Annotated in this window: 12 protein-coding genes; 3 read left to right on the plus strand and 9 right to left on the minus strand. The window is 60.5% G+C overall.

All coding sequences use genetic code 11. The features are described from left to right. The first annotated feature begins 18 nt into the window (after positions 1-18). From B3I26_RS28120 to B3I26_RS28125, 3 genes are read left to right on the plus strand one after another with little or no spacing between them, the layout of a single operon-like run. Positions 19-1,380: a PAAR domain-containing protein gene (locus B3I26_RS28120; protein ID WP_296262686.1), complete on the plus strand. Its 1,362-nt coding sequence runs from the start codon at positions 19-21 to the stop codon at positions 1,378-1,380. Beyond that, complete coding sequence (locus B3I26_RS29080; protein WP_110946881.1) at positions 1,370-1,603, plus strand: hypothetical protein; 234 nt, start codon at positions 1,370-1,372, stop codon at positions 1,601-1,603. Before B3I26_RS28120 ends, B3I26_RS29080 begins: the two co-directional genes overlap by 11 nt. Further along, positions 1,600-2,025 (plus strand): GTP pyrophosphokinase, encoded by a 426-nt coding sequence (locus tag B3I26_RS28125; RefSeq protein WP_296262687.1) that lies wholly within the window; start codon positions 1,600-1,602, stop codon positions 2,023-2,025. Before B3I26_RS29080 ends, B3I26_RS28125 begins: the two co-directional genes overlap by 4 nt. A gap of 8 nt (positions 2,026-2,033) precedes the next feature. Here B3I26_RS28125 and B3I26_RS28130 read toward each other — a convergent pair whose 3' ends face one another. The 9 genes from B3I26_RS28130 to tssA all read right to left on the minus strand — a co-directional run bounded on the left by B3I26_RS28130 (position 2,034) and on the right by tssA (position 14,080). Then, the gene (locus B3I26_RS28130; RefSeq protein WP_296262688.1) at positions 2,034-3,971 is read right to left on the minus strand and encodes a type VI secretion system tip protein VgrG; all 1,938 of its coding nucleotides are present in this window, start codon (positions 3,969-3,971) and stop codon (positions 2,034-2,036) included. A 109-nt stretch (positions 3,972-4,080) separates the two neighbouring features. Next, positions 4,081-6,759: a type VI secretion system ATPase TssH gene (gene tssH, locus B3I26_RS28135; protein WP_296262689.1), complete on the minus strand. Its 2,679-nt coding sequence runs from the start codon at positions 6,757-6,759 to the stop codon at positions 4,081-4,083. After that, a complete protein-coding gene (gene tssG / locus B3I26_RS28140; protein ID WP_296262690.1) occupies positions 6,752-7,831 on the minus strand; it encodes a type VI secretion system baseplate subunit TssG in 1,080 nt (359 codons plus the stop codon). The genes tssH and tssG overlap by 8 nt, the downstream gene beginning before the upstream one ends. Beyond that, entirely contained in the window at positions 7,795-9,654 is a 1,860-nt protein-coding gene (gene tssF / locus B3I26_RS28145; protein WP_296262691.1) for a type VI secretion system baseplate subunit TssF, read from the minus strand. Before tssF ends, tssG begins: the two co-directional genes overlap by 37 nt. Continuing rightward, a complete protein-coding gene (gene tssE / locus B3I26_RS28150; protein WP_409522045.1) occupies positions 9,651-10,172 on the minus strand; it encodes a type VI secretion system baseplate subunit TssE in 522 nt (173 codons plus the stop codon). The genes tssF and tssE overlap by 4 nt, the downstream gene beginning before the upstream one ends. A 77-nt stretch (positions 10,173-10,249) precedes the next feature. After that, a complete protein-coding gene (locus B3I26_RS28155) occupies positions 10,250-10,738 on the minus strand; it encodes an Hcp family type VI secretion system effector (protein ID WP_296262692.1) in 489 nt (162 codons plus the stop codon). Positions 10,739-10,918: 180 nt separating this feature from the next. Further along, positions 10,919-12,412 (minus strand): type VI secretion system contractile sheath large subunit, encoded by a 1,494-nt coding sequence (gene tssC, locus B3I26_RS28160; RefSeq protein WP_296262693.1) that lies wholly within the window; start codon positions 12,410-12,412, stop codon positions 10,919-10,921. Between the two features lie 15 nt (positions 12,413-12,427). Then, entirely contained in the window at positions 12,428-12,958 is a 531-nt protein-coding gene (tssB, locus tag B3I26_RS28165; protein ID WP_296262694.1) for a type VI secretion system contractile sheath small subunit, read from the minus strand. Between the two features lie 108 nt (positions 12,959-13,066). After that, positions 13,067-14,080 (minus strand): type VI secretion system protein TssA, encoded by a 1,014-nt coding sequence (tssA, locus tag B3I26_RS28170; RefSeq protein ID WP_296262695.1) that lies wholly within the window; start codon positions 14,078-14,080, stop codon positions 13,067-13,069. Between the last annotated feature and the right edge of the window lie 278 nt (positions 14,081-14,358).

Raw genomic sequence — 14,358 nt, forward strand, 5'->3', positions numbered from 1 at the left:
AACGGGAGCTCAAACGCAATGGATGCACAGGCAGCGGCACGTCTAGGCGATGAAATAGCCCACGGCTTCGGTGTCGCGGCGATGATTGGCGGTGCCGTAGCGGGAGCCCTGATCGGGGCAGCGGTCGTTGCTGCAACTGTCGCCACCGGCGGCGTGGCGCTGGCGATCATGGCCGGCTCGATCGCAGCTGGCGGCTTGTCGATGTTCCAGATCGTCAAAGGTCTGAGCACCATTTTCAAACTTCCGGAGCCCACGACCGGGGTGCTCATACACGGCAGTTTCGATGTCTACGTTAACAGCCGCAAAGCCATGCGAGCGGGCGAAGATGTGTCTTCGTCGTGTAGCGGCCTGCCGCTCAATCACCCGATGTGGCCCTTCCCGGTGCTCATCGCCGAAGGCAGTGCGACCGTTTATATCAATGGCAAGCCTGCCGCGCGATTGCACAGCAAAATGGTCTGTGGCGCTCACATAAAGACCGGCAGCGAGAACACCTTCATAGGCGGCCCCACGATTGCGGTGGCGTTCGTGCTAGACATCGAAGGCTGGATGCACACGGGGCTTGAAGCGTTGGGGCTGATCGCTGCGGGCGCAGGACTCGTGTTGGCAGCGATGGCAGGTGTGGCTGCACTGGCCGGATTCGGGGTGGTTGGCTTGGCGATGATGGGCGGGATGACCCTGTTGGGCGATCTGGGTGACCGGCTCGGACCGGGTTATCGCGATCTGCTGCAGGGTATGGCAGGGATGGCCCTGCTGGGTCTGGGGCCGAAGATGGCGAAGCTGGGCAAGCCGACGACTCCCAGGACGTTCGAGGAGGTTTACGCACGAGCTCCGGCAGCAAAGGCTGAGATCGATGCGATGGCCGATGAGGTCGCCGCTCAATTCGGCGGCAAGGTTGCAAAAGCGCCGATCAAGTCCATGGCGCGTGCGTTGGAGAAGATTAACTCTGAATATGAGGGGGACGCGACCCGGATCAAGGACCTGGCCCGGAACACAATCATTGTCGAGTCCGACCAGGTTCACGCGGTGGCAGCCGAGCTTGGCAGCCGGGGCGCCAATGTCAAGATCATCGATGGGGCCACTGACCCACTTGGCTACAGTGGGGTGAACTCGACAATGCAGACGCGCGCCGGTATCCCAGGGGAAATCCAAGTAAACTCACCAGAAATGATTTACGCGAAAGAGTCGGAACCTCTCGCGCGCGGTCTTCTGGGTGACGAGACCTACGACGCTGTCGCGGCCAAGACTGATGTGCCGGGTGGCTTGGGGCATAAATACTACGAAGAATTCAGGGTAATGGATAAGACCGATCCTGACGCAAAAGTAATAGCGGGCAAGAGCAAGGCCTACTACGAGGCCGTGAGAGGTGGCAATGGGAATTGATGATTTGAGCGTATTCGCGGCTCGAGACGTATACCTCGATTATGATTTCGAGGAGGTTACCTTTCGCTGGGATCATCGCGCTCGCACGGTACATGTGAAGTTTTACGGAGCCGACGAGAGCGCGGAGCTCGTACCAGCGGACAGCCGTTTGTACAACGACGCCATACTTTACGGACGTGAGATATCTCGTGAAGAATATGAAAAAGGTTTTCCCCGCCGATGAGTACTCTCGACACAGCCATTGCCATTGCCTGTAAGGCCCACGCCGGTCAGGTAGACAAGTCCGGCAAGCCATACATCCTTCACCCCTTGCGCTTGATGCTTAATTTCCACGATGAAGAAGCGCAGGTCGTTAGCGTTTTGCACGATGTGGTCGAGGATAGTCACATCACGCTTGAAGACTTGAGGGCGTTAGGTATATCTGAAGCCGCCGTCGAGGCTATCGATTGCCTTTCCAGGCGGCCGGCAGAGGCGTACGACGATTTCATCTCACGCCTTCGGTCCAACGCCTTGGCCAGACGAGTCAAGATCGCCGATATCAAGGACAACCTTGACCTCACCCGACTTCCTTCGATCACCGAGAAGGATTTGCAGAGAGTCGCCAAATACCATCGCGCCTTGGCCCGTTTACTACCTGAAGGCTGATGTGCAGGTTACGCTTTTTTCCCTGGAAAGAACGCCTTCACCGCCGCATCGATAACGCCTTTGATACCCTTGCCCGCAGCATCCACCGCGCCCGCCCCACCGGAGTTCAGATCCAGGCGCCCGCCGGTATCGATATCGCCTTTGCCACTGGCGTACAGCTTGAACGAAGAACCCGAGATATTGATTTCGCCGCTGGCGTTGAGCTCCAGCACGCTGTTGCCGCAGACCAGGCGGATCTGCGAGCCTGCCTCGATCAGGTATTGGGTGCTGATGCTGTCGGACTTAGCGCCGCCAACCTTCAGGGTATCGTTGCGCTGGACGGCGCGAACGCGATCCTGGGCGATGGTGACGGTTTCGTCGTTGCCGATGCTTTTGTGCCGGTCGTGCCCCACCGCGTGGCTTTCATCGACCTCAACCACGATGTCCTGATTGCGCTCGGCATGGATGTACAGTTGCTCCTCGCCCTTCTTGTCCTCCATGCGGATTTCATTGAAGTTCGCAGGCGTGCCGCCTTTGCTCGAGCGGCTCTTCATGCCGCTTTGCGTGGCGTTCGCCGGGAGATCATAGGGTACGGACTGTTCGGCGTTGTAGACGCGACCGGTGATGATCGGCCTGTCAGGATCGCCTTCAAGAAAGCTGACGATCACTTCCTGACCGATGCGCGGAATCTGCATCGAGCCCCAGTTCTTGCCCGCCCAGGCTTGGGAAACCCTGATCCAGCACGAGCTGTTTTCGTTGGACTGGTCGTGGCGGTCCCAATAGAAATGCACCTTTACCCGGCCGAACTGATCGGTCCAGATTTCTTCGCCACTGGGGCCGACGACCATGGCGGTCTGCGGGCCTTTGACGATGGGCCGAACGGTGCTCGGCAGCGGCCGGAAACTCTGCTGTGCATCGATGCAGGACAGGGCGCTTTCGAATTGCAGGCCCGCAGAACCGCCGCCGGTTTCCAGGCTTTCCTGGGTCACCAGATAGCGGCTGGCAACGATCAGGTACTCGCGATTTTGATCCTGGCGACTGAAGCCACTCAGGCTGAACAAATGCCCTGCTCCAAGCCCGCGGGCATTGCCGCTGAGCTCGACGCGCTCGTGCAGGCTCTGGATCGCTTCGATGCGAGTGCGTGCGTAGTGCTCGCCGTCCTGGCTTTGCACGTAGGTGCCGGGATAGTCATACAGCGGGTAATCACCTGCCGAATGCGGGCGGGGCATGGCCGAGCGCACGTCGATGCGCGCGCCGGGCCGCTGGAAATCATAGTCGTTGAGTTCCAGCGAGCCGGGCTGGACTTCTTGCGCCAGTTGCCAGTCGCTGATGTGATCGCGCTCGCGATGCTGGCCATCGGGCGGGTAGAACGGCACCGACTCATAACCCGCCGCCGGTTGGTGCGCGCCATACGCGTCGGCCAGCACCAGCACATGGCGGTCCTTTTCGTGACGGAAGAAGTAATAGATGCCTTCCTGTTCCATCAGGCGGCTGACGAAATCGAAGCTGCTTTCGCGGTACTGAACGCAGTATTCCCACTCGCGATAGGGGCGGCTGAGCGCATCTTCGAAGTCAGAAAAACCCAGGTCGCGGAACACCTGCTTGATGATCTGCGGAATGCTCAAATGCTGGAAAATCTTGCAGTCGGAGGTACGTGTGAGCAGCCATAGCCAGGGCCGCAGCGTAACCTGATAACTGGCGAACTGACCGGTGTCGACGTTCTGGCTGCAACGCGCAACCAGTCCGTGAAAGTACCGGCTGCTGCCCCCGGGCAACTGCACCGACAGACTCATCGGTTTGCCAAGCAGTTGGTTGAGGTCGATAGCGTCGTCACTGGAGGTCAGCTGCAGTTCGTATTCAAACAGCCGTCCCAGTTCATCGCCGCCGCTCATGTGCTTGAGCAACAGTACGTCCGGGCCCAGAGGACTGGTGACGTGTGCCAGGCGGGTGAGTTGCGTGAATTGCATGGGTAATTCCGTCGTGTATGGGTGTCGCCGACCAGTCGCTGCAGGGGTTGCCAGCGGCGCGTGTTGCAGATCGCCGCCGGCCAGCCTTGCCGTTACAAATGAGCGCTGCTCAATCTATGTCGCTGAACTGATAATCCAGTTGATTATCCCGCTCGCTGATCCGCACGCCCGCCATCGGCTTGCCTTCGAGCATGCGCGTGAGGAATTCGCGGCTCATGTCCGGCAGCAAGGTATTGGTCAGGATGGTGTCGATCATCCGTCCACCGCTCTCGGTTTCGGTGCAGCGCGAGACGATCAGATCAACCACTGCATCGTCGTACTCGAACGCCACTTTGTGCGTGGACTCCACTCGCTTCTTGATACGGTCGAGCTGCAGGCGGGTGATCGCCTTGAGCATGCTGTCGCTGAGTGGGTAGTACGGAATGGTCACCAGGCGTCCGAGCAGCGCGGGCGGGAAGATATCCAGCAGCGGCTGGCGCAGCGCTTTGGCGATGTCTTCTGGGTCGGGTACGTTCTGCGCGTCTTTGCACAGGTGCGAAATCAGCTCGGTACCGGCGTTGGTGGTGAGCAGGATCAGCGTGTTCTTGAAGTCGATCACCCGACCTTCGCCGTCCTCCATCACACCCTTGTCGAAGACCTGAAAGAAAATCTCGTGGACATCCGGGTGGGCTTTTTCGACCTCATCGAGCAATACCACACTGTACGGTTTGCGCCGCACGGCCTCGGTCAGCACGCCCCCTTCGCCATAGCCGACATAACCCGGCGGCGCGCCCTTGAGCGTGGACACGGTGTGAGCTTCCTGGAACTCGCTCATGTTGATGGTGATGACGTTCTGCTCACCGCCATACATGGCTTCGGCCAGTGCCAGCGCGGTTTCGGTTTTGCCCACCCCGGAGGTGCCGGCCAGCATGAACACGCCGATAGGCTTGCTTGGGTTGTCCAGCCCGGCGCGCGAGGTCTGGATGCGCTTGGCGATCATCTGCAGTGCGTGATCCTGGCCGATGATGCGTTTCTTCAGGTGCTGGTCGAGGTTGAGTACGGTTTCCAGCTCGTTGCGCGCCATGCGCCCGACCGGGATGCCGGTCCAGTCAGCGACCACCGAAGCGACGGCCTGATAATCCACGGTCGGCAGAATCAGCGGGCTTTCGCCTTGCAGGGCGCTGAGGCGGGTTTGCAGATCGACCAGTTTTTCACGCAGTACATGGCTTTGCTCGGTGCCTGCGTCCTGATCGACAACGCCTGCGGTTTCGCGCAATTGAGCGCGGGTAGCAAGCAGTTCATCGACCAGCGTTTTCTCCTCGCTCCAGCGCAACTCCAGTGCCGCCAGACGTTCGCGCTCGGCGCTGAGCAACGTCTCGCTGCTGCTTCGACGCGCGCCGGTATCGATGCCAATCGCATGCTCGCGCGCAATGATCTGCAGCTCGGTTTCCAGGGCCTCGATACGCCGACGGCTGTCATCCACTTCAGCGGGCACCGCATGCAAGCTGACGGCAACCCGGGCGCACGCGGTGTCCAGCAGGCTCACGGACTTATCTGGCAACTGACGCGCCGGGATATAGCGATGGGACAGCTTGACCGAGGCTTCCAGTGCCTCGTCGAGGATCTGCACCTGATGGTGTTTTTCCATGGTCGAGGCTACGCCGCGCATCATCAGCAGGGCTTTCTCTTCCGAGGGCTCGCCGACTTGCACCACCTGGAAGCGACGGGTCAGGGCCGGGTCTTTCTCGATGTGCTTCTTGTACTCGGCCCACGTGGTGGCCGCGACAGTGCGCAGGGTGCCACGGGCGAGTGCGGGCTTGAGCAGGTTGGCGGCATCGCCGGTGCCTGCTGCGCCGCCTGCGCCGACCAGCGTGTGGGCTTCGTCGATGAACAGGATGATGGGTTTGGGCGAGGCTTGAACGTCTTCGATGACCTGGCGCAGGCGCTGTTCGAACTCGCCCTTCATGCTGGCACCGGCTTGCAACAAGCCAACGTCGAGGCTTCGCAGTTCAACGTCCTTAAGCGCGGGCGGCACATCGCCGGCGACGATGCGCAGTGCAAAGCCTTCGACGACAGCGGTTTTGCCAACGCCCGCTTCGCCGGTCAGGATCGGGTTGTTCTGCCGGCGGCGCATCAGGATGTCGACCATCTGCCGGATTTCCTCGTCACGGCCAACGATGGGGTCGAGTTTGCCGTTGCGCGCTTGTTCGGTCATGTCGACGGTGAAGCGCTTGAGCGCTTCCTGTTTACCCATTGCGCTCGGGGCAATCGCACCGCTGGCTTCGCCGGGGGGTGTGGCTATGCTGAAACCATCGCTGGCGCTCAGCGCATTTTCCGGGGAGTCGCCCACGTATTCGTCGAAGCGCTCGCTCAGGGTTTCGACTTTGACTTTGTCGAACTCGCTGGACAGCCCCAGCAGCGCGTGGCGCAGGCTTGGCGTTTTGAGAATGCCGATCAGCAGATAACCGGTACGCACCTGGCTCTCGCCGAACATCAAACTGCCGTAGACCCAGCCGCGCTCGACCGCTTCTTCAACGTGGGAGGACAGGTCGGTGATCGAGGTCGAACCTCGCGGCAAGCGATCCAGTGCCTCGGTCAGGTCGCGTGCCAGGCGGGCCGGTTCGACGTTGAACTGACGAATGATCCGGTGCAGATCCGAATCCTGCAGCTGCAACAGTTGATGAAACCAATGGGCAAGTTCCACGTACGGGTTACCCCGCAGTTTGCAGAAAACCGTGGCGGCTTCGATGGCTTTGTAGGCAATGCTGTTCAGTTTGCCGAACAACGCTGCGCGACTGATTTCACCCATGTTCTGTGCTCCTTGCGTGTTGGTATTGAGAAGTGGCCGGCTCGGCTTCTGTTGAACTGGCCTGATCGGCGTAGTGCCGAGCCAGAATCAGGTCGCGGGCGTCTTCTTTGGGTTGTCCCAGCCAGGTGTTGAAGCCCAGGCGGGACCGGCCGTTGAGTTGAAGTCTAGGGATCTGCGGTTGCTGCAAAATCAGGTTCAGGTCCCAATCCAGTTCGTGGCCCAAATACTCGGCGACCCACGCCACCAAGTGCCTGAAGGGTTGGCCACCGGGCAACATGCCCATGTATTCGTCCAGTGTCAGCGGGCCGAGCAGGATGCGGAACTTGTGCTGGCGGTCCCAGACATGGCTGCCCAGGCAAAAATCGACACCCAACTGATGAGCACTGACGCCTACCCGGCTGCGCTCGGGCAGTTCAAGCCATTGGCCGACGTATTCCTCGATGGCCACTGGCAAGCCGAAGTAGTCTTGGAGAATGGCTTTCAAGCCATCGGGATAACGGGTTTGCGCCGCCAGGTGTCCGCTGAAATGCAGTTTGGCGGTGTCGGGAATCAGCCCCTGATCGCGCAGGCTTGGCATGCCGCGCCCGCTGAAGGCAGCCAGGCGGGCTGCCCAGTAATCGTCATCGGGCCGGTCGTGGCTGACGGTCGGACGCGCCTCGGCCCACGCCCGGTAAAACAGGCTTAGCAGGCGATGATGAAAGACATCCAGAAAGCGTTTGCTGGTGCTGTCGGCGTTGTTGCGCTGGCGCTCGCGCACGTATTCGGTCAGGTGCAGGGGAAGCGGACCGTTAGGGCCGCCGAGGCCGAAAAAGAACTGTTCGAGCCGCGCCGGTTTGTTGTCCTCGGCGGGTGTCAGTGCAGCCAGCGTCGAGGGTGCGAACGCGCAGTCAGGCTGCTGACCGAGTCGCAGAGGGTCGTCCGCCAGACGCAATGAATGTCCGAAGCGCGGCAGATCAGGGGATTCGCACTCGATACGCCGCAGGGCCTGAAAGAAATCATATTCCCAAGGCGCGTCGTGCATGTCGGTGAGCGTGCTCACAGGGTCGGGCGCCGGCCGGGTTTGGCTTTCCATCGCATGATCTCGCCGCGCTCGCTGGTGCGAATCACGGTCTCGGTAAAGCTGTTGATGGAAACGTAGCGCGCCAGGAACCGCTCGAACACGGCTCCCAGCAGAAACACGCCTGTGCCGCGAAAGGCGTTCTCGTCGAATTCCAGGGTGATTTCCAGACCGCGTCCGAACACGATCGGGCCTGGCATGGGCAGCCGACGGGTGCAGGCTTTGCTGCTCACACCGCGCAGCCCTTCGATTTGCAACTGCAGGGCGGGATCGTTGCTGTCGCCATACAGACGCAGCAATTCGCGCAGCGCTGCAGCTCCCTGGCCTTGCTCGCTCAGTGACAGGTAATTGAGCGACAGCTGGCTGATCAGGCGCCAGGCTTTCTGGTCGTGGGCATGGCTGGCGCGTGGGCGGCTGGGCCCGGCGAGGCAGCGGATGGCGGCGACCGGCGCGCTGTCGGCCAGGGTGAAATCAGTCTTGCCACTGCCTATGTTCATAAACAGCGGCAGGTCGCGGTTGGTGCACAGGGCACTGACCCCCAGTTGTCGCAGGTCGTGGCGATAGGGCGCCTGCTGACTGTCTACCAGGCTGACGAACGTTTCGCTGCCCACGTAAGTCGAGCGCGTCCCCGTGCGGCGTTGCTCGCTGGACAGCACGCGAGGTTCGCGGCGCAGGGTGTAGTAGGCTTTGTCGCGCCCATAACGCGACGGATCGCGCACAGCGTAAAACGGCAAAAAGGTCTGTTCGGGGCCGGTGCCATGGCCGGTTACGCCGGTCAGCGAGTGGATTTCAAAGTCCATCGGCCGGGTGCGGTCGGCAATCACGTGGTGTTCGTTGACCCGGTCCGACAGGTGTATCCGATCGACTCGACGCGCAAACAAATTGATCGCGGGCGTGCAGAACGGCACGAAGTGTTGGGCGCCGACGCTGCCTTCAAGGCTCTGGTCGAAGCGCTCGAACAACACGATCAGCTCCAGTTCCTGGCCGCTGCAACGTTGCACGGCGCGCTCCAGAGAACTGAAATCGACGAACAGATAACGCTGCGGCAGAGCGAAATATTCCTGTAACAGGCGATAACCCTGAAATGCCTGGGCAACCACTGGCATCGCAGCTTCGCGGTCGTCAAACCCGCAGGATTTCAAGGCATCCTCTGGCAGGCGTTCGACCCAGTCAGCGCCCGGCTGGCGGGCGAACACGGCGCAGGCGCTGCCGAGCAGTTGTTCATAAAGGCGGAACGGCAGCTCGTCAGCACCGTTGAGGTACAGCGGCAGGTTTGCCAGGCTCAGTTTGTTGAACGGTAATTCAGCGCCGGTCTTCAACGTAATGCGCAAACCGGCCTTGGCCTTTGGCTCGCTGGCCGCCAGGCGACCCAGCACAGTGGCGGGGTTGCCGAAGTACTCGGCATGGCTCACGCCTAATGGCCATAGGGTCACTTCATGGGCGCTGCGGTACTCGCAGGAAGTCTGTGAGTCGCGGCCCAACGTCGCCCGCAGCACGCTGTCGCGGGGCAGAGTGAATCCGCTGCTCAGCGATCCTTCATCCGGGTCGATCTGCATCTGTACCACGGTCATCGAGGGCGTGGGTGCAAGGTAATGCGGATAGGCGATTTCCAGCAGGTTATGAGTGAAGGTCGGGTACTCGGCATCGAGCTTGAGTTGCACGCGCGCAGTAAGGTAAGCGAAACCTTCCAGCAGACGCTCGACATAAGGGTCAGCGCAGTCGATCCCGGACAACGTCAGGCGCCCGGCGATCTTCGGGTATTCCTTGGCAAACTCCGCCGCGCTTTCGCGGACGTGTTGCAGCTCCTGGTTGTACAGCTCCAGCAGGCGCGGGTTCATGTACGCCTCCGCTGTTCGGCAGGCACGACCTGCACATGGCCCGATTCCAGATCCAGATCGGTACGCAGCAACAGCGGCAGGGCTACGGGTTGCGCCCACAGATCGCCCTCGATCTCGAAACTCAGGGCGTTGTGGTTCATCTGGTCGGGCAGCGTCTGGGCGCGAACGCGCAGGGTGTTGCGCAGAATGCGCGGTTCGAATGTGGCGATGGCTTGATGGATCAGGCTTTCGAGCATGCTGACATCGATACTCGACGCGCTGTTGCCGGCGAGCGCTGGCAACCCGTAATTGATCACCGACGTTCCGGCTGGCGTGTGCAGCGTGGTATCGGCATCCAGCAGCGATGTGGTGTTGAGCAGCCAGGTCAGGTCGCGCAATACCGAAGCCTTGAGCTGGCTTAGGGACAACACCCGCTTGTCGGCGCTTTCCTGAAGATTGCCGGGCTCTTCGTCGGTGAGGCGGTCGAGCAGGGAGGGCTGCAAGCGTTCGCGCAAGGTCAGGTCGGAAGGCAAGGCCATACTTCAGGCACCGGGAACAGGATCGAATCGAAAGACCGCAAACGCCCCCGGCCTTTGGCGACGAGGGGCGTCGATAATCAACGCTTGGTGTTGGAGCGAATGTTCCAACCGTATTTGATCGGGCCGCCATCCTTGGTGCCGTCGGCTTTCTGCGGCTGATAGTCGACCAGCACCTGAGCGAAGTTCAGGGTGATGGTTTCGGTGAGGCGATCATCGCCACCCGACCCGCCAGTGGTCAGCGAGGTGATCAGAACTTCTTCCAGATTGATGATCAGGTACTCGACCTGACTCTCGCCGCCGGCCTTGCGCACGGTCAGGGTGACCTTGTCGATGTGCTTGCCCTGTGAACAATGCATCATCAGGTTCGGCGTCGCCTTATCGACGTATTTGGTCAACGAAATGTCCTGAATATTGACCTTGCCGGCACCGCCGCCACCACCGACGTGCATGTTGCCGGACTGGGACATGCCCCAGCTCCAGGCCAATACGTCGATTTCGTCCTTGTGGGCCTTGTCCATGGACTCGCCCTTGATGTCGCCGATCTTGATGAAGATATCAACAGCCATGTTTTCTCCAGTGTGGTCTACCACGTTGTTTTTTGGTCAGAGCCCGCGCGGTTGCTGCGAGGCTCGTTTTCAAATGAGGCAAATCCGTGTAGCGGTCCAGCTCGGCGGCGGTGGCGGGGTGACTGTCACGAAGATATCGCCAGACACCGCGTAACCGCCGGCAAACCGTGCTGCTACACGTTACGCGCCCTTGGCCGAAGGCAGCTTGGACACCAGGCGCAGCGACACCGTCAGCCCTTCGAGCTGGTAGTGCGGGCGCAGGAAGAACTTCGAGTTGTAGTAGCCCGGATTGCCTTCGACGTCCTCCACCACCACCTCAGCGGCGGCCAGCGGGTGCTGGGCCTTGGTGGTTTCGGTGGAGTGCGCCGGGTCACCGTCGACGTAGTTCAGAATCCAGTCCTGCAGCCAGCGTTGCATCTCATCCTTCTCTTTGAAGGAGCCGATCTTGTCGCGCACGATGCACTTCAGGTAATGGGCGAAGCGACAGGTCGCGAAGAGGTACGGCAAGCGTGCGGCCAGGTTGGCGTTGGCGGTGGCGTCCGGGTCGTCGTATTCGGCAGGTTTCTGCAGTGACTGCGCGCCGATGAAGGCGGCGAAGTCGGTGTTTTTCTTGTGCAGCAGCGGCATGAAACCGTTCTTGGCAAGCTCCGCTTCGCGACGGTCGGAAATGGCGATTTCGGTCGGGCATTTCATGTCCACGCCGCCATCGTCAGTCGGGAAGGTATGCGCGGGCAGGTTCTGCACTTCGCCACCGGATTCGACACCGCGAATCCGCGAGCACCAGCCGTAGTGCTTGAACGAACGGTTGATGTTCACCGCCATCGCATAGGCGGCGTTGGCCCAGGTGTACTTCGCGCTGTCGGCGCCGTCGGTGTCTTCTTCGAAAGCGAAGGCTTCTACCGGATCGGTCTTGGCGCCGTACGGCAGACGAGCCAGGAAACGCGGCATGGTCAGGCCGATGTAGCGCGCGTCTTCGGATTCACGCAGCGAGCGCCAACCGGCGTATTCCGGGGTAGTGAAAATCTTGGTCAGATCGCGCGGGTTGGACAGCTCCTGCCAGGAGCCCATGCCCATCACGGTCGGCGACGCCGCTGCGATGAAAGGGGCATGCATGGCGGCGCAGGTCTTGGACAGCTCGCCCAACAGCTCGACGTCCTGTGGAGACTGATCGAAGTAGTAGTCGCCCACCAGGCAGCCATACGGCTCGCCACCGAACTGACCGTACTCTTCCTCGTACATCTTCTTGAATACCGGGCTCTGGTCCCACGCCGTGCCCTTGAACTTCTTCAGGGTCTTGTGCAGCTCAGGCTTGGAAATATTGAGCACGCGAATCTTCAGCTGTTCATCGCTCTCGGTGTTGTTGACCAGGTAATGCAGGCCACGCCAGGCGCTTTCCAGTTGCTGGAATTCAGGGTGATGGATTACCTGATTCACTTGCGCGGTGAGCTTGGCGTCGATGGCCGCAATGATCGACTCGATCGATGTGATGGCATCGTTGGAGACCAGGTCGGTCTGCGCCAGCGCCTGTTCGGCAAGGGTGCGAACGGCGGTCTCGACCGCTTCACGGGCACGCTCGGTCTTGGGTTTGAACTCTTGCAGCAACAGCGAGGCAAACTCGCTGGTGTCTTCGGTCTGGCTGGGTTGAGCCTGATTGTCACGCAGCAATTCGGTCATGGTCGTTCGTCCTGATTAGGCCTTCGGCTCGGTACTTTGAGAGTCGGCGCCCTGGGGTTTTGGCGCGCTCGCCAGGGCCTGCAGCAGGGCCGGGTCCTTGATCGCCTTCATGATGATTTCTTCAGCGCCGGTCTTGCCGTCCATGTAGGTCAGCAGGTTGGCCAGTTGGGTACGGGCCTCGAGCAACTGGTTCAGCGAGTCGACCTTGCGCGCCACGGCGGCAGGGCTGAAGTCGTCCATGCTTTCGAAGGTGATGTCCAGGCTCAGGTTGCCTTCGCCAGTCAGTTCGTTCGGCACATGGAAGGCAACGCGCGGTTGCATGGCCTTCAGGCGCGAGTCGAAGTTATCAACGTCGATTTCCAGAAACTTGCGATCGGCCACCGCTGCCAGAGGCTCGGCAGGCTTGCCCGCCAGGTCCGCCATGACACCCATCACGAACGGCAGCTGGACCTTCTTCTCGGCACCGTACAGCTCAACGTCGTACTCGATCTGGACCCGCGGTGCGCGGTTGCGCGCAATGAATTTCTGAGAACTGGTGTTCGCCACGTTGCTCCTCCTGGTCGCTGCTGCGACGTGATTGGCGTCATCGGTCTTGGCCGGTAACGGGGTTGCGTGATCCTGACGCTTGCCGGCTCGCTGCGGGAGCGAGCCGGGTTACTCGGCGTCCGGACCGCGCAGATTTTCGAACTGGGACATACCGTCGGGAATCAGGTTGCGCACGATAGCCGCGAAGTCGGCGTGCACCAGATTTTTCGCCCGATTCAATAACACCGGCAGCGGGCTCGAAGGCTCGTGACGGGCGTAGTAAGCAAGAATCCTGTCGAGGCTGCGGACCACGTCATCGCGGTTGCCGATTTCTCCCGATACACGCGACGCCGCAATCAAGGTCTGGTCCACGGACGGCGCATCGCTGATATCCCGGGTTGCGTGTTCGGTCACGATGTTGCCGGGCGCGTATTCGCCGAGAATGTGCAGCGCCTGTTTAAGCGGCAGCTTGAGGGCGGCCAGATCCACACCCTGGGCGGAGCCTACCTGGCTGGACACGTATTGTTCGATGGCGTCGGCCGTGCCGTGCGCTTCCTGCAAGGCAGAGCGCAACGCGGACAACTGTTCGGGATCACCGTCGCGCAGCGCACCTGCCAGTTCATCGGGCGTGAGATGTTCGTCAGCAAAACTCTGCAGGCCGCTGGCGTGCAACGCCGCACGCAGGCTGATAGGTCCGAACGTACGCGAGCGGGTCAGCAGGCTTTCACGCAGCAGTCGAATGTTGGTGTCGCAAGCGATGCCGGACAGCGCGTTGATGCGCACGGTGGGGTCGTTGTCGTCATCCGCGTCGAGTTGCGGATACAGCGTGGGCCAGTATTGACCCAGCAGATCGTTGATCAGCGTCAGGGCGTTGGCCAGACCGGAAAAACCATCCAGGGCCAAGGCGCTTTGCAGAAGGAAATGGGTAATGCGTAGGTCTTTACTGCGTTGCAGAAGGGTAATGCTGGACTGTTCTATCTGTCGCCAAGGGGGCGGCTCTGCAGGGTGCACCGAATCGCCCATGGTGCGCTCGGGCTTGCCTTGGGCGTCGCGCTCCAACTGCAGGAAGTCCGCGTCATATTCCAGATCATCGCCACACGGAGAGTTCGCGGAAACTGCGGCGAGTAACAACGGAACATCCACCAAAATCGATCTCCTTATCGGGCGCGGATAAATCTTTATAGTTGGCGTGGAAAATTCCTACGCGGACCACGGAACATTCTTTATTTTTATACAATCTGTGATATCACCTAGATATCATGAATGTTCCAGAAGTTGTGCATTTTTGGTGTGGACGTTATCCGTTGTCAAGGTAAGCTATGCGCCCTCTGTGACAGTTGTGACGTGCCTAACAGCCCGTAGGACTGCTGAGTCAGCCTGTGTACGACGATCACGGATGTGTGTGTAGAATTGTGGAAAAT

This window comes from Pseudomonas sp. UBA5706, from assembly GCF_002419965.1.
Classification (GTDB): domain Bacteria; phylum Pseudomonadota; class Gammaproteobacteria; order Pseudomonadales; family Pseudomonadaceae; genus Aquipseudomonas.

Excerpts from the sequence above, each read along its gene's own strand:
- B3I26_RS28120 (WP_296262686.1), top strand. The coding sequence starts at position 19 with ATGGATGCACAGGCAGCGGCACGTCTAGGCGATGAAATAGCCCACGGC.
- B3I26_RS29080 (WP_110946881.1), top strand. The coding sequence starts at position 1,370 with ATGGGAATTGATGATTTGAGCGTATTCGCGGCTCGAGACGTATACCTC.
- B3I26_RS28125 (WP_296262687.1), top strand. The coding sequence starts at position 1,600 with ATGAGTACTCTCGACACAGCCATTGCCATTGCCTGTAAGGCCCACGCC.
- B3I26_RS28130 (WP_296262688.1), bottom strand. The coding sequence starts at position 3,971 with ATGCAATTCACGCAACTCACCCGCCTGGCACACGTCACCAGTCCTCTG.
- tssH (WP_296262689.1), bottom strand. The coding sequence starts at position 6,759 with ATGGGTGAAATCAGTCGCGCAGCGTTGTTCGGCAAACTGAACAGCATT.
- tssG (WP_296262690.1), bottom strand. The coding sequence starts at position 7,831 with ATGGAAAGCCAAACCCGGCCGGCGCCCGACCCTGTGAGCACGCTCACC.
- tssF (WP_296262691.1), bottom strand. The coding sequence starts at position 9,654 with ATGAACCCGCGCCTGCTGGAGCTGTACAACCAGGAGCTGCAACACGTC.
- tssE (WP_409522045.1), bottom strand. The coding sequence starts at position 10,172 with ATGGCCTTGCCTTCCGACCTGACCTTGCGCGAACGCTTGCAGCCCTCC.
- B3I26_RS28155 (WP_296262692.1), bottom strand. The coding sequence starts at position 10,738 with ATGGCTGTTGATATCTTCATCAAGATCGGCGACATCAAGGGCGAGTCC.
- tssC (WP_296262693.1), bottom strand. The coding sequence starts at position 12,412 with ATGACCGAATTGCTGCGTGACAATCAGGCTCAACCCAGCCAGACCGAA.